The organism is Enterococcus malodoratus (assembly GCF_027659535.1).
Classification (GTDB): Bacteria; Bacillota; Bacilli; order Lactobacillales; family Enterococcaceae; genus Enterococcus_A; species Enterococcus_A malodoratus.
Map to the genome: position 1 here is coordinate 18805 of NZ_JAQDPG010000014.1, position 19206 is coordinate 38010.

Genomic DNA, 19206 nt, shown 5'->3' on the forward strand with positions numbered 1-19206 from the left:
ATACGATGACAGATATCATCATTCAAAATTATGAAAAAACAAAACGGGAGATCCTTGTCGAATATGATAAGGACTCTTTTTTTGAGAATTGGCAACAGAATGAAACGTGGGAAGTTAGCTTAGATGTTACTAAGACAGAAGTAAACAGTTATGCTTTTGACCTTGTTGATTATGAAAATTCTGTTTTATTCAATGGTCAAGAATTCGTTATTAAATCTATGACGACTTCTGGCGAAGGGGCAAAAGTAACTAAGAGCATTACTGCTACTCATATTTATTACACGATCCAGGACGGGCGACAGTACGATACGGTGACAGGGACGAGGTCAATTAGTCAGCTGCTAACACACATATTTAATGCTGGCGCTCGTGGGTTTACTTGGGAAGTTGTGGACCCGAACAAGAAATTTTTAACGGTGGAACAAGAGAATTTTGGCAACGCGAATTATCTGAAACTAATCGAAGAAATATTAAGTGATTATGACGCTGTTGTTATTCCTGATAACAAGCGTTTGACGTTTTATCCACGTGCAGAGCACGGAGAAAAAATAGAAGAACAAATTCGATACAAATACAACACTGATTCAGTGAAATTTGATATTGATACGTATGCGCTAAAAACTCAAATTAGAGGTTTTGGTAAGAAAAAAGATGATGGAAGTTATTACTTTTCTCCAATCACCTACACCTCCCCAGAATCAGAAAAATGGGGCATCCGTATTCAAGATCCTGTGGAAGATGAACGCTATACAGTAGCTGTGAACATGACAGAACGGCTAAAAAAAGACTTACAGGATTATCCGTCAATCAGCGGATCAGTCACGTTAAAGTGGCGAATTACTCCGCGAAAGGGAGATTATGTGCCTTTTATTTATGAACCATTGAATATAAAGACATACATTCAAATTGTAGGTATAAAAACCTATCCTGCACTACCTAATAAACCGCCTGAAATCACTTTGTCTAATACAAAGAAAACAATGACATCAATATTAGCTAATTTAGCTAAGAAAGGAGTGATTTGATGGAATTACTTAAACTCATTAAAAATAGAATTTCGTCAGAATGGAAAAAGACATTTAACGAAAATGTAGATATTTTGAACGGAATCACTCGTGATCAAGATCAGAAAATCGATGTTACGAATAAGCGCATTGATAATGTTGTCTTGCATAGTGGTGGAGATTCACCGAACGAAATTGTGGATGCGCGTGTGAATAATAAAGGTGAAACATTCGATACTTTGGAAGACCGCCTACTTAACGCTGAGAATGCGCATGATTTGGATATCGAATTAGCGAATAAACAAATCTCAGATAATAAAGACCAGCTTTCGCAATTGAACGAAGTTGTAAGAATGCTCTATAATGCAGCGGGTTCAAATATCGCTATTTATGTTTCAAAAGAAAGAGGAAGCGATGTTGCTGGTGACGGAACACAAGAAAAACCATTTCGAACGATTCAAACAGCTGTTAATCAAATACCTCTCATTAATCGCTCGAATACAACTATTTTTATTGAAGATGGAACCTATTTAGAGGACGTACGCATTTCTAACTGTTCAGCTGCAGTAATTCACATTCGATCTATTCAAAATGTTGACAGTTTAGATATTAAAACAAATATCATGCCGGTTAAAGTCAGATCGATTGGATTCATATATTGCCAAGGTTACTTTAATTTATACGGTTTAGAGTTAGTTGATCAAGTAAATGTAGAAAACACATTTACTACAAAAATGTCAATTGTTTGTGAGCAAGGAGGATATCTTTCAGTTAACAGATGTGGTTTTAGAGAAAATACAAAATCCTTTGACCACAATGCTCTCTATGTCGGTGGTAATGGTCAAATGTCTGTATACAATTGTATGTTTGTAAATCAAAATGTAATGGCTAAAGCAAACTTAATGGCTGACCTAAATTTCCAAAGTCCAAACGGATTGGGCAATTCGATAGGTGTAATTTCTAGTACCGCGACTGTCAGAACTTCGAATCTTTCTTCTGTGGCTGCGACTCCAACAAAAACTGAGGGTAATGGATTAATTATTACTAAAGGGACGGTGTTGTAATTGTTTAAGACAAAAGAAGAAGTCATCGTCATTCAAGCAGAAGCCACTGATCCGATAACAACTGGAGTCGTTTTCTGGTCGCATGATAAAGGGACAGCGAAGCTGTTGTTCCAGCTTAAAAAAGGTACTGTCAGTCAAACACTGGCCAAAGGAACGATTGTGCCGATTTGCCTTGTATTTAATGGAGGACGGCACATCTATCACGCAGTGATTGAGGATGCGGTAAATGGAATTGTATCAATTGTTCTAGAAGATAATATTTTAGGCTACGTTGGTCGCGTAGAGGGGTCAATTTATATTGAGTTACCTGATTCGCGTTCACTCGATACCGCTGGACGGTTTACGTTTGATATTAAACGATCCCCAATAGATGAGAATGTTCCTGAGTTAAAAGACTATTACTGGCAAGGATTTAACGAGATCATGGCGCAATATCATCAAACAATAGCTACTATCAAACTAGAAGCTAAAGCATTACTTGATAGTCTGACTACAGATGTAACTAAAGTAAAAAATGATATAGCAACAGCTAATGTTAAAATCGCTGAAATCAGAAAAAAATTAGATGATAATGATGTATTTACCAAAGCCGAAAGTTCCGCTAACGTGGTCTATCAAATATTCGGAAAAGAGAAAGTAAGAACAATAATCAGGCTCGATTTTGTTGGTAAAAAAGTAAATAGCTTAGTAGAAAATCGCAATGTCGGTAAGTTCAGTAATGCTAATACTTCTATACTACTTCCGAATAGTACGAATTTTTTCGAAAACTCTCAAAATGCATACGATGGTTTAGAAAAATTGGATGAGCAGTATATGAACGGTAGTATAACTATAAGAGATGGAATAGCTCAAGAACTTTTGTCGTACGATGTTTTACCACTAATTCGAGATTTTGTTGGCGAGCAATATTTTATTGATCATGGTGTGCAGAGCGCTGAGGACTATGTTCTAGTTGCAAGAAACATTGTTAAATCAATGAGTTCTCATGTAGTTGGCTCAGGTTTATCCGCAAACGGTGATAGTCTTTTACTAAAAACATATGTTAATGATTCCAATTGGTCAGTTGGTGGTGGTTACAATACAAGTAGTTCAATTCAAGATTTAAATCATACGCTATCAAACTCTAATGCTGATTTCATTTCACTAGATGGAAAAATACACGCTACAGCTTACGCTGGTAAAAGTGATGGATCAACGCCTTCTCAGATTAAATTAGATCATGCATACGTTGATATTGTGATTGAGCTGTCGGCAAACGAACATATTAAGTATTTGATCGCGGCCAATCACGTAGAAAATCTTGCGACTCAGCTAGAGGCCGAAACAGGAACGGATAACGCCAAAGCGATGACACCGCTCAGAACTGCACAACAGATTAATAAAAAAGCTGTTACGATTGCTGGAAATCAGACAATCGGCGGCATCAAAAATTTTAAAGATGGATTGATGATTAATGATGATTTGGTTGTGAGCAAGAATGATCACAGTGTGTTTATTCTTGACTCAACAACGTCGAGTGTGATTGCCGACGGTAAATTATATTTTATTTTGCATGGCTCATTAGTCGTAGTTGAAGGGTCGATTAAGTTTAAAACGGGTGTTGCGTATTTAGCGATGATTAGTTCGTCATTACCAAATTCAATGATTGCAACTATCAGCAATGGTATACTCGTTGGTAGCGCTGGAAATGATAGCGCCAAAGGAATTTTTGTGGAAAATGGGACTAAAAATATAAAAGCGAGCAGTGTCTTCGTAGCCAACGAATGGTTCACCTGCAACGGCGTTTATTGGGTAGGGAAAGAATAGGAGGAAAAAAATGAAAACAATTTACGAAATTTTGTATCCATTTGGATGCAGTCAAACAGAAGTAAAAGAGGATTTCGAAGTGAAATTTCCATACACGGAAGTCGTTCCTGATCCCGCTCGTGATCAAATGTTACAGTTCTTCGATGTGAAATCGAACGTATGGCGTCCAGTAGAATACATGGCTAACACTGAGAAACTAGCTTTACTAGAAAACTTCTACACGACTGTTAAAAATGAAAATATTCAATTAACTGATAAACAAGCAAAAACGACTGAACTAAATGCGAAACTAATGCTTAATGACATTAATCTAGTCAAAGAGAACACTACATTGAAACAAAAAGCAGACAATTTAGCTCAGATCAATTCAAAAACAATGTTAGCATCAATTCAAAATAGCAAAGACATTGCTGAAATAAAAGCTCAATTAACTACTGAAAACAAAGAAGGAGGAAAATAATATGTTTAGTTTTGACGATGTAAAAATGATGTTCGACTGGGGATGCTTTAACGAGGACCAAGTACGCGAGTTCGTGCCGATTTGTATTACGGATGAAGAAGCTGATCAAATTATTGGAAAACCTTAACAGGTTTATTTTTTTAGCCTCGTTTTTAACGGGGCTAATTATTTAGTTGGAAGGCGGGGGAGTTTTGAAAGATGATACTGCACAAGATGTTATTGAGCGCTTAGTGCGCATTGAAACAAAACTTGATAATTACGAGGCATTGAGAGAGAAGGCGGATGCTGCGAAAGATGTGGCGGATCACGCATATTCTATTGCACTCAACAATGCTGATGACATCAAAGAAATTAAAGCAAATAACAAATGGTCATGGGGGTACATGATCGGTTTAGGCATCACAATTATTGGCTATTTTTTAACGAAATTATAGGGGGGTTCGAAATGATTTTACCGGACAAGTATTACCAAATTATTAAATGGGCGGTTCTCACGGTGTTGCCAGCTGCATCTGTTTTAGTTGGCACACTTGGAAAAGGATACGGTTGGGGTGGCGCGGATATGACTGTGCTAACAATTAATGCTGTAGCTACTTTTTTAGGAGTAGTTACAGGTGTCTCAGCATACAATTCGAAAAAATAGGAGGAATCACATGAAAAAGAAAATTACGTTACTGAGCCTTTTACTGGCTCTTTTTTTATTGCCTATTAATGGGTTTGCGTACACAGTCAACAACGAATTTAATTTAGGTCCTGGCGAGGGGAGTTCAATTCAAGCAAATCCAAATTATATTGTGGCGCATGATACTGCAAATCCTAGCGCAACAGGACGTAACGAAGCTACCTTTATGAAGCGCAATTGGATGAATGCCTACACTAGCTATATTGTTGGTGACGGTATTGTCTACCAAGTTGGTGAACCAGGTTATGTACAGTATGGAGGCGGCTCTTATGCCAATGCGAATTCGCCAGTTCAAATCGAGTTACAGGCAACGCCCAACCCAACGCTCTTTAGACAGAATTATAAAGTTTACATTGAATTAATTCGTGACAGTGCGAAACGGTTTAATATTCCTCTTACTGTAGACAGTCCAGTAGGCGGCAAAGGGGTCATCAGCCACCAATACATTTCTACGAATTGGTGGGGCGATCATACGGACCCGTATGGCTATTTAGCAAGTCACGGTGTCTCACAAGCGCAATTTGCACATGATGTGAAGTATGGATTTGAATCAAACGAGAACAAACCTGCACCGACTCCAAGCAAACCTGTAGATCCAACTACCGCAGGATCAGGATATTCTGTAATGAACGATGGCAAAGGAAACCATGCTCATGTTGATCAATGGGGGAGAATCGGGAACACCTTGAAGGCGCGTGGGTGGCATATCGCTAATTACAAGTATCAATATGTATTTATTATTGATCGTACCACTGGCAAAGAATTAGCGCGTCAAAAAGCACCAGGTGTTGCACGTCCTGATGTGAATGCAGCATATCGTACAACTGGTAATGTCGGCTATGATGTGAACTTTAATGCAAAACAATTTAGTGGCAAATCAGTCATTGTTATGACGCGTGCAACGAACGATCCAAAGGGTAACACAGCTGGCAGTTTCCAAGATTTCTATGAAACTCGTTGGTATCACGATATTAAATAAAAGAAAGAACTCCCTTTGCAAAATAGCAAAGGGAGTTAAAAGGTAATTAATTATGAAGCAGATTTTTATTGGTTTGTTAACTAATGTTGAATTTATTAAAACATTTATACTAGGAGCAGTATTGATCGCTATAGGATTGTTTTGTTTATATCTATCAAAAAAATGATTATTTATTAATGAAGCTTGTTAAAGTTTTATTTACTTTAAGAACGACTTTATCTTCATGACCATTTCTCATATTTGGAGAAAATACATATGATCCCTTTTTATAATTTATTTTGAAGTTAATTTTAATTCTACCAGCCATATCCATAGTAGGAACCCTTAAAAGCAAGTATTGTTGTGGTTCTAGTTCACTTGTTCTAAACTGGATATTTGACTTTTTAAAATGACTCATATCATTACTTAGCTCTGCAAATTGAATACCGCTCATTAGTGAATCCTGCGGACTTATAATGATAGTCTTATGGTATGGAAATTTATTTCCCTTGTCAAAATCAATTTCTTCAATAACATCATAATCGTTATAGATATCTGATTTATCAATTTTATCAACATTTTTTATAGTGATGCTTTCATACTCATAGGGTTGCATAAAGTATATAAAACACTGAAGAATGGTGAATACTCCAACAAAAGTTAAAATTTGAAACAACCAGTATAAAATATAGTGGTTGTTTTGAAATGATTCCATGGTGTTCTCCTTCAAGAATTATTTATATTTTATGATACCACATATCCCTTTGGTAATTTAGTGTCTTTGAAGCACGTTGGTATCACGATATTAAGTAAAGGAAAACACCCTCTACAATCGTAGAGGGCTTGCATTTATGATAAAATAAAAAAGAGCCCACCCTGCAAAAGTGAAAGCTCTACATGAATTGCCTTTATAATATTATACCACGAATGGAGGTAGTTTTCATGGATAAAACTAATGAAAGGATACTCCTCAATGATTCTGAGTTAAGAGAGTTGAGAAAAATTATTTTGTTCTCATTGAATGAAGGCTATGGGGTATATTATCCAGATATTGACCTTACTAAAAAAGTGATAGCTAAGTTGCTTTCTGATGATGAGTTTAAAAATATAAAGCGAGAATTTATTGTAGAGTAAATGATGAAGAAAATCCAATATAAACTATTATTAAAACACCCTCTACAGCCTTAGTTGGTTGTAGAGGGTTTATTTTTATGCATAAAAAAGGGGCAGAAAAGGGGCAGTTGCTTGCCAATGTTAGCAAATAACAATCATTAATTGATCTGATAAAACGCCGTTAAAACGGTTTTTTATAGCATTTGAGAATAACTGTTATTCCGCAAAATCAATATTTAGAACTTTACTAATCCAAACTCGCAAAACTCTTGAGGGCAACCTCAAGAGTTTTTCTTTGCATTAAAAAATTATCGTTTTACTTCTACTCGTTTAACATTCCAAAGAGCGAGTGCTAAGAATAGAAAGCTTGAGAGAATTAAAATTACGATAGGCAGCAGAACGTCGTTTTGTCCATTCATCACAATGCCTAATTCTTCTTTTATCGTGTCCATCGCTGGTTTATCTGCAGCGGTAAAAACATTTTCGGTTAGAATACGGCGAATCAGAACGACACCACTAGTTAATGGGAAGTACTGGACAACCGTTTGAGCTGTTTCAGGCAGACTGCCGATAGGAACATAACAGCCCGTTAAAAAACCGATCAATGGACCAATGATAGAAGTCATGGTTGAAAAGGTGTCAATGCGACGGAAAAAGCTGGCGATAAAGAACATGAAAGCCGATGAACAAAAAACTGTCAAAAGACTTACAAGAAATAGCAACCCAAATTGGGGCAAGGATAATAATGTTCCTTTTGAGAGAGTAACAATATAAATTTCAGCAACGATGATTACGACGGAAGTAACTAATAATGAGATTAGGAAAGTACTAAAGAAGTAACCAAGCATAATTTTGCTTTTTGAAATCGGTGAAATCATAAAATCAGTATAAACACTCCGTTCTTTGTCACGGATCATCAAACTGACTGAGCCAAGAGTAGAGCTTGCCGACGAGATACCAATAACACCTGCCAGCATCCATGTGTCCACGACCAATTTAGGATGAGAAAGTACTGATAATGAGTTTACTAAAGAGTCACCCAGTAAAAAGACATATAAAATAATCATAATCAGTGCTCCGATAAATGAACCGATCACGGCTTGTTTGTTTTTGAAAAATAATAATAGACCTCTATAGACTAATGCATTCATAATTTTCTCTCCCTTTTTCGATGATTGCTAAAAAGACATCTTCTAGTGTTAAGCATTGATACGTTTGTTTCAGCATCTCTGGCGCATCATAAGCCATCACTTTTCCACCATCCAGCATCAATATATTGTCGGAATCTCTTGCTTCCTCCATATAATGCGTGGTCAAAACAATGGTCATGGAATATTTTTCTTTTAATTGATGGATTAATCGCCACATTTCAGCTCTCGAACTGATATCAAGTCCAGTTGTTGGTTCGTCCAAGAATAATAATTTAGGTGTGTTCAACAACGCTCGTGCAATATCGACTTTTCTTCTTTCACCGCCAGATAACACACCGTAACGTTTATCTAAGAGGTGGCTAGCTTGTACATCGGCCAATTTTTCTTTCGCTAATTTTTTGGCTTCCTTCCAATTATTGGTGTAAAAATAGGCACGTAAGAATAGATTCTCTCTGACCGATAAATCTGAATCTAAAATACTATTTTGAAAAACTACGGAGATCATGGATTTATGTTGGATAGAATCGGAATCGAGTTGAACTCCCTCAAATAGAATGTCACCAGTGTCCGGTTTTGTTAGGCCGAGGATCAATGAAATTAACGTTGATTTTCCTGCACCATTAGGTCCAAGAATGGAAAATAATTCTCCCTCCATAATAGAAAACGAAATGGCTTTTAGTACTTCTTGCTGATTGTATTGCTTTCCTAGATTTGTGATTTTTACGAGTTCTGTCATAATGATTACTCCTATTCTATTTTTTTAGTTGAACTATTTTCACCGCAAGATGTCAGTGGTGTCCGGCTCAAAGCCTGTGTTCTTCTTGATAAACCCACTATAATCAAGTTCTCTAACTGAAACAACGAGATTTCTCCAAGTGGTCGTTAACTCTTTCTAAGATGAACAAAATAGGTGAGAGAGCAAAATTGACGAGACTTATTTGATATAATGAGAAAAATTGGTGTGGGGTGAGAAGGATGGAGGATAAGTATCGTACATTTGCTTATGACTATGATGAGTTTGGGGAAATTAATGAATATCTTGGTGCAGAAAAGGTCTTTTTTGAAAAACTGTTCAGTGAGTTTGGAATCCAAAGTATTTTAGATTGTGCTTGTGGGACCGGGCAACATCTCTATATACTATCTGAGATGGGGTTAGATGTTGCAGGTTCGGATTATTCTGAAGCGATGCTGGAGATGGCAGAAAAGAATTTAGCTGCAAGGGGGAAAGAACTTCCGCTGCAACAGTGTGATTTCCGGTATTTAGAAAAAGTCTACATGGAGAAATTCGATGCTGTCGTTTGTCTAACAACTGCCCTGCCGCATTTGCATTCGGAGACAGATTTGATAACTGCTCTTAAATCAATGAAGGCAAGATTAAGTGATAAGGGCCTGCTGATTTTGACACAGGGGACGACTCACTACAATTTGTCGTTGCCGGCGATTGAGGTGGTGGTGAATCGGGAGGATTTTTCGCGCGTGTTCGTAAAGGAACAGGATGATCAGTTTCAAACAATTCATGTATTGGATTTGTATCACTCAACAAAGCGGATGGAAAGTAATCAATACGATATCGTTTATAAAATTATTCTCGATGAGGAATACCGTTCATTGCTGACTAACGCGGGATTCAACCAAATTCAAATTTATGGGGATTATGATAGAAGTCCCTATGATCAGAAAAGTAAACGACTGATTGTTGTTGCTCGTTAAAACAAATGAAAGAGAATCAGATTACTCCGATTCTCTTTCATTTGTTCTTTTTTTTAGTTGAATTTGTTGATTTATTTCAGCGGCTTCTTTTTTATCGTTGCTGTAGATGAAAAATTTGATAAAGGCATAAATGAACAAAGTAATTCCAAAATTTTTTATGAGACCCACAACGCCTAAATCCCACCTATACCAAATATCACCGATAATGATTTGCATGAAAATCAGTCCGATGTAGAGAAGTTGATTTAAAACAATTCGCCGATTTGTATAATTCTCATTGTCTTCAATAATAAAATGCAGCAAACCAGATATTACGGAAACAACCAGCATATATTCAATGATTTCGAATAATGTTTGTTTATCAATAAGTAAATTTATCGCGGCTAATAGAGTAAAGATCATAGATGACAATCGAAACACATTTTTTAAATACTCGACTATTCTCATATTCGTTTCCTCATTCCTAAGCCCTTTTTCAAATCCGGAACATATTTTCTTGAAACGGCGACTCGTTCATCGTTAATCAAAGTGGCTTCAAAGCGTCCGCTTAACGTAGGGGAAACGGCTTTTATAGCATCGATATTAAGCAGCATTGACTTGCCGACTCGAATAAACTTATGGGGAAGCAGCTTTTCTTCAAGCTGATACAGTTTTTCAGTGCTCTGACACACTCTGTTTTTAGTATAAATAAAGCTCTTTTTATCTACTACTTCTATATACAGAATTTTTGAGAAAGGAATCTTGTAGTGATCTCCATTTTCTTCACCGACTAAAAAAAGTTTTTCCTCTTTAAGAATAGCCAAAACATTTTGCAGCGTATCTGTTACTTCATGAACTTTAAAGTCAACACGCTCTTCTTTAGATGTTTCAATGATTTCAACAGATGTCTTCAATTCGGCACCCTTTCTATAAGTGGTTTCTATTCTTAAAAAGTATAGCAAGTCTTATCAGCAAAGGTCAAATCGAGTCAGGAGGTGGTAAGAATGAGAAATATGATTTTGCAGCGTTATACGGAAACGAGGTATGGTGTGTGGGACACTTAGGTTGGTGAGTTCTTTCGATAAACTAAAAAGACATCAGCGCGTGTCTGATGTCTTTAAATTTTCTAATTTAAAAAGGCCAAACCAAATGAAAGATAAGTGGCATAAATAATCCAAATTAGATATGGGACAAAACAAATTACTGCGCCCATCGATATGTTGCGGAATTCTCGAATGCTGAAAATGATACTAATCAATAGTAACAAGCTGATAAATGAAGCAATCCAAAAGTGAGATCCACCAAAGAAAATAATACTCCAAATAAAGTTAAGGATCAGTTGGATAGCAAAGAGAAGATAGGCCCGCGTTTTATTTCGAGCTTCCTTGCTGTCGAGAACTAAAAATAGTGCTAGACCAATCAACGCATATAGCACTATCCAGATAGGACCTACGATATTCCCTGGGGGTGCTAAGAAGGGCTTATTTAACTGAGCGTATATAGTGGGAATATCGCCAGCAAAAAATCCGGAGATGGAACCGATTAGTTCTACACCAATAATACACGCGAGTAACTTCAAAAATTTATTTAACATATTACGACCTCCTTTGTTTTTTATAGGTTAGAATTTCATTCTGAAGTACCTGTTACTTATTAAGTATAACGAGCATTATCCTTAAAAGAAAAAAAGATGCTTGAGAAAAGCAACATATTCTTAGTGAAAGCATGTTATAATAATTCGGAAGATTTTCTAAAGCCAAGAGATTGGCAACTTGCAAAATTTGTAAGTTTTGTCTTCTTTTAGTAAAATGTAATTGTTGATAATTTCAAGGAGAGGTGTGAGAAAATGGGATACACAGATGAAACAGTCCGTTTTGATTTTGATGACAATCGTAAGAAAGAGATTAGCGAAACACTGACGATTGTCTATAATGCTTTAGCTGAAAAAGGCTATAACCCGATTAACCAAATCGTCGGCTATTTATTATCAGGCGATCCTGCGTATATTCCTCGTTATCAAGATGCCCGAAACTTGATTCGTCGTCACGAACGCGATGAAGTCATGGAAGTTTTGGTAAAATACTATTTGAAAGATCATGGTATTGATATTCGATGAGAGTAATGGGACTAGATGTCGGCTCAAAAACTGTTGGGATCGCTGTAAGTGATCCATTTGGTTGGACAGCGCAAGGCGTCGAGATTATCCGAATCGACGAAGAACAAGGGGAGTTTGGCTTTGAACGCTTAGGAGAGCTTGTCAAAGAGTACCAAGTTACTAAGTTTGTAGTGGGACTTCCTAAAAATATGAATAATTCGATCGGACCACGGGCGGAAGCATCTATGGCTTATGGCGAAAAAATCAAAGCACTTTTTGATTTGCCAGTCGATTTTCAAGATGAACGGTTAACCACCGTACAGGCTGAACGAATGTTAGTAGAGCAAGCGGACGTATCACGTTCGAAAAGAAAAAAAGTTATCGATAAACTTGCAGCAGTCATGATCTTACAAAATTATCTTGACCGCACCAGCAACAAACTTTAGAAAAGAGGAATAAATTATGGCACATGAACACACACATGACCACGATCACGAGCATGATCATGAGGAACACGAAGTGATTACTTTAGTAGATGACGAAGGAAATGAAACGCTATACGAAATTCTTTTGACAATTGATGGTCAAGAAGAATTTAAACGCAACTATGTACTGCTTTATCCAGCAGGTGCACCTGAAGATGAGGACGTTGAATTACAGGCCTATGCATACGTTGAAAATGAAGACGGCAGCGAAGGCGAATTGCAACAAATCGAAACAGATGCTGAATGGGATATGATTGAAGAAGTCTTCAACACCTTTATGACTGAAGAAGAATAGAAATTTTTAAAAGCGGGGCCTTGTAATTAAGGTTCCGTTTTTTTTTCGGAATTATGCTAAATATTTATGATTTATCATTAAAAATACCGTGCAAACAAATCGTTTGTCACCTGTCGACAGTAAGCGTAACATTATTTTTGTAAACGTTATCAAATTAAAGGTGGGATTTAGATGGAAATGATTTATCAGGCGAGTACAGCGGAAGGTGCCATCGATTTTATTAATATGTACGATTTAGAGGAAGCTGCAAAGGAGGTCATCCCAAAAGGCGGGTATGGTTATATCAGCAGCGGTGCGGGAGATATCTTTACGTATCGAGAAAATGAAAAGGCTTTTAATCATAAACTGATCATTCCTCATGTTTTGCGAGATGTAGAATTGCCAGACACAACGACAAAATTTGCAGGAGAACAGTTGAGTGCGCCGATCATTATGGCACCGGTAGCCGCTCATGGGTTAGCGAACGTAGCTGCCGAGAGAGCATCAGCAAAAGGAGTTGCACGTTTCGGAACAATTTACACGGCCAGTTCGTATGCCTCATGCACACTAGAGGAAATTCGCGAGGCCGGAGGAGCGAACACTCCACAATGGTTTCAATTCTATATGAGTAAGGATAATGGAATTAATCGTGATATTTTAGATATGGCCAAGCGAAACGGCGCAAAGGCAATTGTCCTAACAGCTGATGCAACGGTTGGGGGGAATCGTGAGACGGATCGTCGGAATAATTTTACTTTTCCGCTGGCAATGCCCATCGTTCAAGCATATCAATCTGGTATCGGACAAACAATGGATGCTGTTTATGGCTCATCGAAACAAAAATTGAGTCCAAAGGATGTTGAATTCATTGCCAGTTATTCAGATTTACCTGTTTATGTAAAAGGAGTCCAGTCGGAAGAGGATGTAGAGAGAGCTTTGGGGTCTGGCGCTTCAGGATTATGGGTTTCAAATCATGGAGGTCGTCAATTAGATGGTGGGCCAGCTTCTTTTGATTCGCTGGAATATGTTGCGGAAGCTGCGGCAGGAAGAGCTCCGATTGTTTTTGATAGCGGTGTGCGCCGTGGCCAGCATGTTTTCAAAGCTCTCGCTTCTGGTGCAGATCTTGTCGCGATTGGGCGTCCAGCAATTTATGGATTGGCATTAGGCGGCGCTACAGGTGTTCAACAAGTCTTTGATTTTTTCAAAAAAGAATTGGAAATGGTGATGCAGTTGGCGGGGGCACAGACAGTAAATGATATTAAGAAAATTACTTTACGAGAAAACAGATATTTATAATTCTTTTATAAAAACTATCCCACAAAATATCTATCGTTATTTTACTGTTGTTCTAACACACGTTTATCTTTGATGAAATCTGTAATAATAACTGTTTTTCATAGGCAAGTTTCTACGCGTTGATGTTCTTTTATGGTATAAATAAATCGATATTTATAAATTATATTGAATGGAGACGATAGTGTTGAAAAAATGGTTGGTAGGTTTAGCACTTGTTACAGCAGGAGTTATTTTGACAGCTTGTGGAAGCGGTCAATCCAGTGAGGATGATAGCTGAACAAAAGTAAAAGATCAAAAAGAGTTAACGGTGGCAACGTCAGGAACACTTTTTCCTTCATCTTATTATAATGATGAGAATAAGTTGGTTGGTTATGATGTGGATGTTGCAAAAGCAGTCGCTAAAAAATTAGATTTGAAGATCAATTTTAAAGAATATAATGTCGATGGACAAGTAACTGCGGTCAATCGTGGCGAGGCAGATTTTGCGGCAAATGATTTTGGAATGACTAAAGAGCGCGGTAAGAAATTTTCATTGTCCTCACCAATCAAACACTCTTTTGACAGTATGATCGTAAGAAAAAGCGATGACTCAGGAATTCATTCCTTGAATGATTTGAAAGGTAAGAAGGCAGCAGGTGAGCCGAATACCAGCTATATGAAGTTAGCCGAAAAGTACGGAGCAAAAGCTGTGACTTATGATAATGCTACAAACGATCAATACTTGACCGATGTAGCAAATGGACGTACTGATGTAATTCTTAATGATTATTATTTACAAAAGATGTCTATAGGCGCTTTACCAGATATTCCTGTTAAAATTTTGGAAGATGTTTATTTCAATGCGAACTCTACTGGCTTCCTGTTCGCTAAAAAGAATCAAGCCTTAAAAGCTAAAATCGATGATGCTTTGACCGCGTTAAAAAAAGATGGGACGCTCAAGAAAATCTCAAATCAATACTTTGGTACGGATGTTTCGGTAAAACCAAAACAAGAAGTAACTGAGAAAGTTTCAGCGGACTAATGTTTATTCCAACGATTGATTTGCGATTAATGGTGGAGTCGATTCCTTTTCTCTTGAGCGGATTGGGCTATACATTAGGAATCAGTCTGGCTGCATTTTTCTTTGGCAATTTGCTCGGAATAGTCATGACAGTGCTGGGATTTATTCCATGGCTGCCCGTTAAAATTTTCGTTCGTTTCTATTTATCTTTTTTGCGTGGGACCCCAGCGCTAGTACTATTGTTTCTGCTATATTTTGGATTACCTATTCAACTGAATGCGGTAGTAGCGGCGATCATTTGTTTTAGTTTGACTAGTAGCGCTTTTATTGGAGAGATATACCGCGGGTCAATTGCAGGGGTTGATGCGGGACAATGGGATGCGGCGTACGCTTTAGGCAACCGGTTCTTTCCAACGATGCGAACAATCATTTTGCCGCAAGCAATCCGTATCTCAATCCCAGCGCTGAGCAATGTAGCGATGGATCTTCTCAAGGGAACCTCCTTAGCGGCAATGATCACGGTGCCGGATATTTTTCAAAAAGCGAAAATCATTGGTGGACGAACCTTTGATTATTTATCGATGTACATCTTAGTCGCATTAATTTACTGGCTGCTTTGTATCGGCATTGGGCATATTCAACATCGTCTAGAAAAATCCTTTCAAAAAAAATACGTGTAAAAAAGCCAAGGGGTTACGATTATTGTCGTGAATCCTTGGCTTTTTTTAGTTTTTAATCGCATCTAGAACTAACTGCGCAATCAATTCGTAAGGATATTCCTTTTCATCGTAGAGACCTTCTTTGATATTCAATCCATGGCGGTGCATCACATTAAAAACTGTAGCCATTAGTAAATTGACTGGTAATTTTTTTAAATATCCGACCTCAATCGCTTCGTTCAATAGGTCAGTAACGATCGTATTATTATCATAAAGATGATCTCCCGAAATATTCAACATCTTGATTTGTTCAATTAGGGTCAAACCATCTGGATGTTGAATCGAGTAGTCAAAGACTGAATGAACATAATTGTCGATCCTTGTTTTGATTGGAATACTCTGGTCATTTAAGGATTCTATATCTCCCATTGATTTTATCTGATCAAGTTCTCGCTGATAGGCGCTCAAAAGTAAGTCATTTTTATTTTTGAAATATAGATAGACATTGGATTGCGCGATGCCTACGATTTTCGCTACCTTCACTGTGGAAACGGCAGCCGCACCTTCATTCAGGATAATTTTGACAGTAGCATCTAATATTTTTACGATTTTTGTATTATCTTTCTTTTTCATAACAATAGTATAAAACGAATTTTACAGTATTTCAAGATTGACAAAGATAATTCTATCTTTTATAATTCTTTTAAAGATATGTCTATCTTTTTTAAAACAGAAAGAAGGAACGATTTATGAAAATCGCAATGCTAGGTTCACTTGGAAATATTAACAGTTATGTCATTCCTGAATTGATCAAATTAGGCCATGAGGTTACTGTGGTCACCTCGACAGATAAACGAGTCTCCCAAATTGAAGCATTGGGGGCAATACCAGCAGTCGGAACAATGACGGATATCACATTTTTAACTGAGATATTCACTGGAATGGACGTCGTTTATTTAATGATTTCTGGCGCGGGTGCTGGGGTTGATTTAAATCGAGAGATGCAGAGACAAGCAATAATATTCAGAGAAGCAATTACCGATGCAAATGTTCATAAGATTGTTCAATTAAGCAGTGTAGGGGCTGACGCCGGTCCCGAGGCGGGTTCGTTACATGCCTACCATTATTTGGAAGACGAACTCAAAAAAATGACTAACGTTGACATTGCATTTGTCAGACCGGTTGGATTTTACAACAATCTATACAGCAACCTAAATAGTATTAAGAATGAACATGCGATTTATTCCAATATACCAGCAGATGTTAAGCAAAAGTATGTCGCTCCAAGTGATATTGCAACAGTTGTTTTGCCTTTAATCTTGGATACGCCAAAAGGAGTCAGCGTTCGATTTGCTGTCAGTGATACATTTTCGCTGAAAGATTTCATCGATGAACTAGCTAGAGTCACGAAGATTTCAGATTTGCATTTTATCGAAATTACAGATGAACAGATGAAACAGGGAATGTTAGCCAACCATGTACCCGAAGCCATCGTTGAGGCGTTTGTAAAAACTAGTAAATATCAAAAAAGTTCTGCGGACATTTATGCTGCCCTCAATGAAGACAACACAACTGTTGGCACAGTAAAGCTTGCAGATTTTGTTCAACAATACGCACAAGCGATTGAAAATACTCAAGAGAATCATCGGTCATCGATGATTGTTGACTAATAACAACTGTTCGAAGGCAAGATCCTAAATGGGTCTTGCCTTTTTGTTCATCATGAAACCGATCGAACATTGATAAATGGCTTAAGAAACAGGATAATAAAAGCTATAAACAAAAAAGGCGAGGACTATAGGATGAAAAAGAAAATCATTTTGATCGAAGATGACGAAAATCTTCGCAGAGGAATTTCCTTTTACTTGGAACAGGAAGGCTATCAAGTTTTGATAAACAGTCGTGTATCAGGAGCAATTGAGTTGATCAAAGATACATCACCAGATTTGATTATTTTAGATGTGACTCTTCCTGACGGTAACGGTTTTGAACTTTGTAAAAAAATTCGGACATTTTCTACTGCTCCAATCTTTTTCTTGACGGCGCATGATTTAGAGTCTGATATTCTGACTGGATTGTCGATTGGTGGAGATGATTATTTGACCAAGCCATTTTCTTTGGCAATTTTGAAAGCAAAGGTCGCATTAATAGTTAAAAAGCAAATTGATCGCGCGAAAACAATTGAACTGCTTCCTTTTGTTTTAAATTTGGATACGCATCGATTGTTTAAAAATGATCAGGAAATCCCAATGAGTTCGACAGAATTTCGTTTGATTAATTATTTAATGAAGAATGCAGGAGTTGTATTAGAAAAAGAGCTGCTGCTTGAAACGTTATGGGATGATCAAGGGAAGTTTGTTGATGAAAACGCGTTATCGGTAAATATTCGCAGAATCCGCTTGAAGATCGAAGATGATCCAAAAAATCCGCAATACATCGAGACTGTTCGAGGTGTAGGATATACCTGGAAAAAGGAGTGAATGTAGAATGTTTTTATATGCTCTCACCATTCTATTCTTTTTAGTGATACTGATTTTATTTTTATTTCAAATGCGAAAGCAGCACGAGGAAGAATTATCCAATATCGAAGAAGTTTTGGACGCTGTTTTGAAAGGCGATCATCCAGAAAATGCAACAATTTATCAAGAGGGGCAAGAAAGTAAATTGATCTTTAAAACGCTAAGGATCGCAGAAATAAATCAACAGTACCAAGAAACAGCGAAACGTGAAAAGAATCGAGTGCAGGAATTGATGGTTGATGCTGCACATCAAATGCGAACACCGATTACCAGTATGGTCATGTTTGCGGAACTATTACAAAGTGATCAGCTAACTGCAAGTGAATCGCAAGAGTTTCTAGCTCGCTTGTCCTTCGACTCCAATCGTTTAAACTGGCTGGTAGAAGAATTTTTGCATATGTCAAAGTTTGAAACGGAATCGATGCAATTAACTATAGTAAATCAAAAAATCAATGAGACGATTCAACAGGCAATTCATCAAAACAGTGAAAAAGAGTATCAAAAAAAACGTTTCATCGTTAACGAAAATGATTATGAGCTTCCTCACGATGTCAAATGGACTCGTGAGGCAATCAGCAATGTACTAGAAAATGCATTGAAATACGCTTATGAAGATTCAAAAATTGAGCTATCGATTGATCGTTTGATTTCATATACTAGAATATCCATCAAAAATCGAGGCAAAACGATCTCTAGAGAAGAGTTGCCCAATCTTTTTTCAAAATATTATCGCGGATCGCAGTATCGGAATACAATAGAAGGATTTGGTATTGGACTGTATCTGACAAAATTGATTTGTGAAGCGCAGGGAGGATATGTATTGGCTGATTCACAGTCCGAAGTGACTACGATCTCGCTATTCTTACAGAATTGACAGATTTATTGTCGAAGACTGACATTCTGCTGTAAGAGTCCCTTGCTATATTGAGAGTATGAAGAAGGGAGGTTGTT

At 37.3% G+C, this 19206-nt stretch carries 25 protein-coding genes and 1 pseudogene; 19 read left to right on the forward strand and 7 right to left on the reverse strand.

Translation table 11 applies throughout. The annotated features are described in order from the left end of the window. Positions 1-5: 5 nt before the first annotated feature. From PGP85_RS18775 to PGP85_RS18810, 8 genes are all read left to right on the forward strand, one after another. On the forward strand, positions 6-1025 hold the full coding sequence (locus PGP85_RS18775; RefSeq protein WP_270328855.1) for a phage tail protein: 1020 nt from the start codon (positions 6-8) through the stop codon (positions 1023-1025). Beyond that, positions 1025-2068: a hypothetical protein gene (locus PGP85_RS18780; protein WP_178982193.1), complete on the forward strand. Its 1044-nt coding sequence runs from the start codon at positions 1025-1027 to the stop codon at positions 2066-2068. Before PGP85_RS18775 ends, PGP85_RS18780 begins: the two co-directional genes overlap by 1 nt. After that, complete coding sequence (locus tag PGP85_RS18785) at positions 2069-3874, forward strand: BppU family phage baseplate upper protein (protein ID WP_270328856.1); 1806 nt, start codon at positions 2069-2071, stop codon at positions 3872-3874. 10 nt (positions 3875-3884) lie between these two features. Beyond that, positions 3885-4334, forward strand: coding sequence for a hypothetical protein (locus PGP85_RS18790; protein WP_270328857.1), 450 nt, complete (start codon positions 3885-3887; stop codon positions 4332-4334). Position 4335: 1 nt separating this feature from the next. After that, positions 4336-4461, forward strand: coding sequence for an XkdX family protein (locus PGP85_RS18795; RefSeq protein ID WP_251868153.1), 126 nt, complete (start codon positions 4336-4338; stop codon positions 4459-4461). Positions 4462-4525: 64 nt separating this feature from the next. Continuing rightward, positions 4526-4768, forward strand: a complete 243-nt coding sequence (locus PGP85_RS18800) for a hemolysin XhlA family protein (protein ID WP_010746269.1) — start codon at positions 4526-4528, stop codon at positions 4766-4768. Positions 4769-4779: 11 nt separating this feature from the next. After that, entirely contained in the window at positions 4780-4977 is a 198-nt protein-coding gene (locus PGP85_RS18805) for a phage holin (protein WP_270328858.1), read from the forward strand. 10 nt (positions 4978-4987) lie between these two features. Then, the gene (locus tag PGP85_RS18810; RefSeq protein WP_270328859.1) at positions 4988-5995 is read left to right on the forward strand and encodes an N-acetylmuramoyl-L-alanine amidase; all 1008 of its coding nucleotides are present in this window, start codon (positions 4988-4990) and stop codon (positions 5993-5995) included. Positions 5996-6161: 166 nt separating this feature from the next. On the opposite strand, the gene PGP85_RS18815 is transcribed toward PGP85_RS18810, so the two are convergent. Beyond that, positions 6162-6689, reverse strand: a complete 528-nt coding sequence (locus PGP85_RS18815) for a hypothetical protein (RefSeq protein WP_270328861.1) — start codon at positions 6687-6689, stop codon at positions 6162-6164. A 227-nt stretch (positions 6690-6916) separates the two neighbouring features. On the opposite strand from PGP85_RS18815, the gene PGP85_RS18820 reads away from it, so the two are divergent. Then, positions 6917-7108, forward strand: coding sequence for a hypothetical protein (locus tag PGP85_RS18820; protein WP_270328862.1), 192 nt, complete (start codon positions 6917-6919; stop codon positions 7106-7108). A gap of 287 nt (positions 7109-7395) precedes the next feature. On the opposite strand, the gene PGP85_RS18825 is transcribed toward PGP85_RS18820, so the two are convergent. After that, positions 7396-8238: an ABC transporter permease gene (locus PGP85_RS18825; protein ID WP_270328863.1), complete on the reverse strand. Its 843-nt coding sequence runs from the start codon at positions 8236-8238 to the stop codon at positions 7396-7398. Beyond that, positions 8219-8974, reverse strand: coding sequence for an ABC transporter ATP-binding protein (locus PGP85_RS18830; RefSeq protein WP_270328864.1), 756 nt, complete (start codon positions 8972-8974; stop codon positions 8219-8221). Before PGP85_RS18830 ends, PGP85_RS18825 begins: the two co-directional genes overlap by 20 nt. Before the next feature lie 239 nt (positions 8975-9213). Here PGP85_RS18830 and PGP85_RS18835 point away from each other — a divergent pair, with 239 nt between their 5' ends. After that, a complete protein-coding gene (locus PGP85_RS18835; RefSeq protein ID WP_270328865.1) occupies positions 9214-9948 on the forward strand; it encodes a class I SAM-dependent DNA methyltransferase in 735 nt (244 codons plus the stop codon). Positions 9949-9969: 21 nt separating this feature from the next. On the opposite strand, the gene PGP85_RS18840 is transcribed toward PGP85_RS18835, so the two are convergent. The 3 genes from PGP85_RS18840 to PGP85_RS18850 form a co-directional block, all read right to left on the reverse strand. After that, the gene (locus PGP85_RS18840; protein WP_270328866.1) at positions 9970-10395 is read right to left on the reverse strand and encodes a DUF3021 family protein; all 426 of its coding nucleotides are present in this window, start codon (positions 10393-10395) and stop codon (positions 9970-9972) included. Then, positions 10392-10841, reverse strand: a complete 450-nt coding sequence (locus tag PGP85_RS18845; protein WP_010739603.1) for a LytTR family DNA-binding domain-containing protein — start codon at positions 10839-10841, stop codon at positions 10392-10394. The genes PGP85_RS18840 and PGP85_RS18845 overlap by 4 nt, the downstream gene beginning before the upstream one ends. Before the next feature lie 212 nt (positions 10842-11053). Beyond that, positions 11054-11521 (reverse strand): TspO/MBR family protein, encoded by a 468-nt coding sequence (locus PGP85_RS18850; RefSeq protein ID WP_270328867.1) that lies wholly within the window; start codon positions 11519-11521, stop codon positions 11054-11056. 252 nt (positions 11522-11773) lie between these two features. On the opposite strand from PGP85_RS18850, the gene PGP85_RS18855 reads away from it, so the two are divergent. From PGP85_RS18855 to PGP85_RS18880, 6 genes and pseudogenes are all read left to right on the forward strand, one after another. Further along, positions 11774-12043, forward strand: coding sequence for an IreB family regulatory phosphoprotein (locus PGP85_RS18855; protein WP_010739601.1), 270 nt, complete (start codon positions 11774-11776; stop codon positions 12041-12043). Next, on the forward strand, positions 12040-12468 hold the full coding sequence (gene ruvX, locus PGP85_RS18860) for a Holliday junction resolvase RuvX (protein ID WP_010739600.1): 429 nt from the start codon (positions 12040-12042) through the stop codon (positions 12466-12468). The genes PGP85_RS18855 and ruvX overlap by 4 nt, the downstream gene beginning before the upstream one ends. A 16-nt stretch (positions 12469-12484) precedes the next feature. After that, positions 12485-12802, forward strand: a complete 318-nt coding sequence (locus PGP85_RS18865; protein ID WP_010739599.1) for a DUF1292 domain-containing protein — start codon at positions 12485-12487, stop codon at positions 12800-12802. Between the two features lie 171 nt (positions 12803-12973). Next, positions 12974-14077, forward strand: a complete 1104-nt coding sequence (locus tag PGP85_RS18870) for a lactate oxidase (RefSeq protein ID WP_270328868.1) — start codon at positions 12974-12976, stop codon at positions 14075-14077. 184 nt (positions 14078-14261) lie between these two features. Beyond that, positions 14262-15098: pseudogene (locus PGP85_RS18875) on the forward strand (transporter substrate-binding domain-containing protein). Then, a complete protein-coding gene (locus PGP85_RS18880) occupies positions 15098-15757 on the forward strand; it encodes an amino acid ABC transporter permease (protein WP_270328869.1) in 660 nt (219 codons plus the stop codon). The pseudogene PGP85_RS18875 and the gene PGP85_RS18880 overlap by 1 nt, the downstream one beginning before the upstream one ends. A gap of 45 nt (positions 15758-15802) precedes the next feature. On the opposite strand, the gene PGP85_RS18885 is transcribed toward PGP85_RS18880, so the two are convergent. Beyond that, entirely contained in the window at positions 15803-16369 is a 567-nt protein-coding gene (locus PGP85_RS18885) for a TetR/AcrR family transcriptional regulator (protein ID WP_010739595.1), read from the reverse strand. A 116-nt stretch (positions 16370-16485) separates the two neighbouring features. On the opposite strand from PGP85_RS18885, the gene PGP85_RS18890 reads away from it, so the two are divergent. From PGP85_RS18890 to PGP85_RS18900, 3 genes are all read left to right on the forward strand, one after another. Continuing rightward, positions 16486-17406: an SDR family oxidoreductase gene (locus PGP85_RS18890; protein WP_010739594.1), complete on the forward strand. Its 921-nt coding sequence runs from the start codon at positions 16486-16488 to the stop codon at positions 17404-17406. Positions 17407-17538: 132 nt separating this feature from the next. Then, positions 17539-18216 carry a response regulator transcription factor gene (locus PGP85_RS18895; protein ID WP_010739593.1) on the forward strand — a complete coding sequence of 226 codons (678 nt, stop codon included), beginning with the start codon at positions 17539-17541 and terminating at the stop codon, positions 18214-18216. A gap of 7 nt (positions 18217-18223) precedes the next feature. Beyond that, positions 18224-19129: a sensor histidine kinase gene (locus PGP85_RS18900; RefSeq protein ID WP_010739592.1), complete on the forward strand. Its 906-nt coding sequence runs from the start codon at positions 18224-18226 to the stop codon at positions 19127-19129. Positions 19130-19206 lie beyond the last annotated feature (77 nt).

Coding starts and splice junctions, on each gene's coding strand:
- PGP85_RS18790 (WP_270328857.1), top strand. CDS start 3,885: ATGAAAACAATTTACGAAATTTTGTATCCATTTGGATGCAGTCAAACA.
- PGP85_RS18880 (WP_270328869.1), top strand. CDS start 15,098: ATGTTTATTCCAACGATTGATTTGCGATTAATGGTGGAGTCGATTCCT.
- PGP85_RS18840 (WP_270328866.1), bottom strand. CDS start 10,395: ATGAGAATAGTCGAGTATTTAAAAAATGTGTTTCGATTGTCATCTATG.
- PGP85_RS18820 (WP_270328862.1), top strand. CDS start 6,917: ATGGATAAAACTAATGAAAGGATACTCCTCAATGATTCTGAGTTAAGA.
- PGP85_RS18855 (WP_010739601.1), top strand. CDS start 11,774: ATGGGATACACAGATGAAACAGTCCGTTTTGATTTTGATGACAATCGT.
- PGP85_RS18865 (WP_010739599.1), top strand. CDS start 12,485: ATGGCACATGAACACACACATGACCACGATCACGAGCATGATCATGAG.
- PGP85_RS18890 (WP_010739594.1), top strand. CDS start 16,486: ATGAAAATCGCAATGCTAGGTTCACTTGGAAATATTAACAGTTATGTC.
- PGP85_RS18780 (WP_178982193.1), top strand. CDS start 1,025: ATGGAATTACTTAAACTCATTAAAAATAGAATTTCGTCAGAATGGAAA.
- PGP85_RS18795 (WP_251868153.1), top strand. CDS start 4,336: ATGTTTAGTTTTGACGATGTAAAAATGATGTTCGACTGGGGATGCTTT.
- PGP85_RS18900 (WP_010739592.1), top strand. CDS start 18,224: ATGTTTTTATATGCTCTCACCATTCTATTCTTTTTAGTGATACTGATT.
- PGP85_RS18895 (WP_010739593.1), top strand. CDS start 17,539: ATGAAAAAGAAAATCATTTTGATCGAAGATGACGAAAATCTTCGCAGA.
- PGP85_RS18830 (WP_270328864.1), bottom strand. CDS start 8,974: ATGACAGAACTCGTAAAAATCACAAATCTAGGAAAGCAATACAATCAG.
- PGP85_RS18805 (WP_270328858.1), top strand. CDS start 4,780: ATGATTTTACCGGACAAGTATTACCAAATTATTAAATGGGCGGTTCTC.
- PGP85_RS18870 (WP_270328868.1), top strand. CDS start 12,974: ATGGAAATGATTTATCAGGCGAGTACAGCGGAAGGTGCCATCGATTTT.
- PGP85_RS18885 (WP_010739595.1), bottom strand. CDS start 16,369: ATGAAAAAGAAAGATAATACAAAAATCGTAAAAATATTAGATGCTACT.
- PGP85_RS18835 (WP_270328865.1), top strand. CDS start 9,214: ATGGAGGATAAGTATCGTACATTTGCTTATGACTATGATGAGTTTGGG.
- PGP85_RS18825 (WP_270328863.1), bottom strand. CDS start 8,238: ATGAATGCATTAGTCTATAGAGGTCTATTATTATTTTTCAAAAACAAA.
- ruvX (WP_010739600.1), top strand. CDS start 12,040: ATGAGAGTAATGGGACTAGATGTCGGCTCAAAAACTGTTGGGATCGCT.
- PGP85_RS18815 (WP_270328861.1), bottom strand. CDS start 6,689: ATGGAATCATTTCAAAACAACCACTATATTTTATACTGGTTGTTTCAA.
- PGP85_RS18775 (WP_270328855.1), top strand. CDS start 6: ATGACAGATATCATCATTCAAAATTATGAAAAAACAAAACGGGAGATC.
- PGP85_RS18810 (WP_270328859.1), top strand. CDS start 4,988: ATGAAAAAGAAAATTACGTTACTGAGCCTTTTACTGGCTCTTTTTTTA.
- PGP85_RS18850 (WP_270328867.1), bottom strand. CDS start 11,521: ATGTTAAATAAATTTTTGAAGTTACTCGCGTGTATTATTGGTGTAGAA.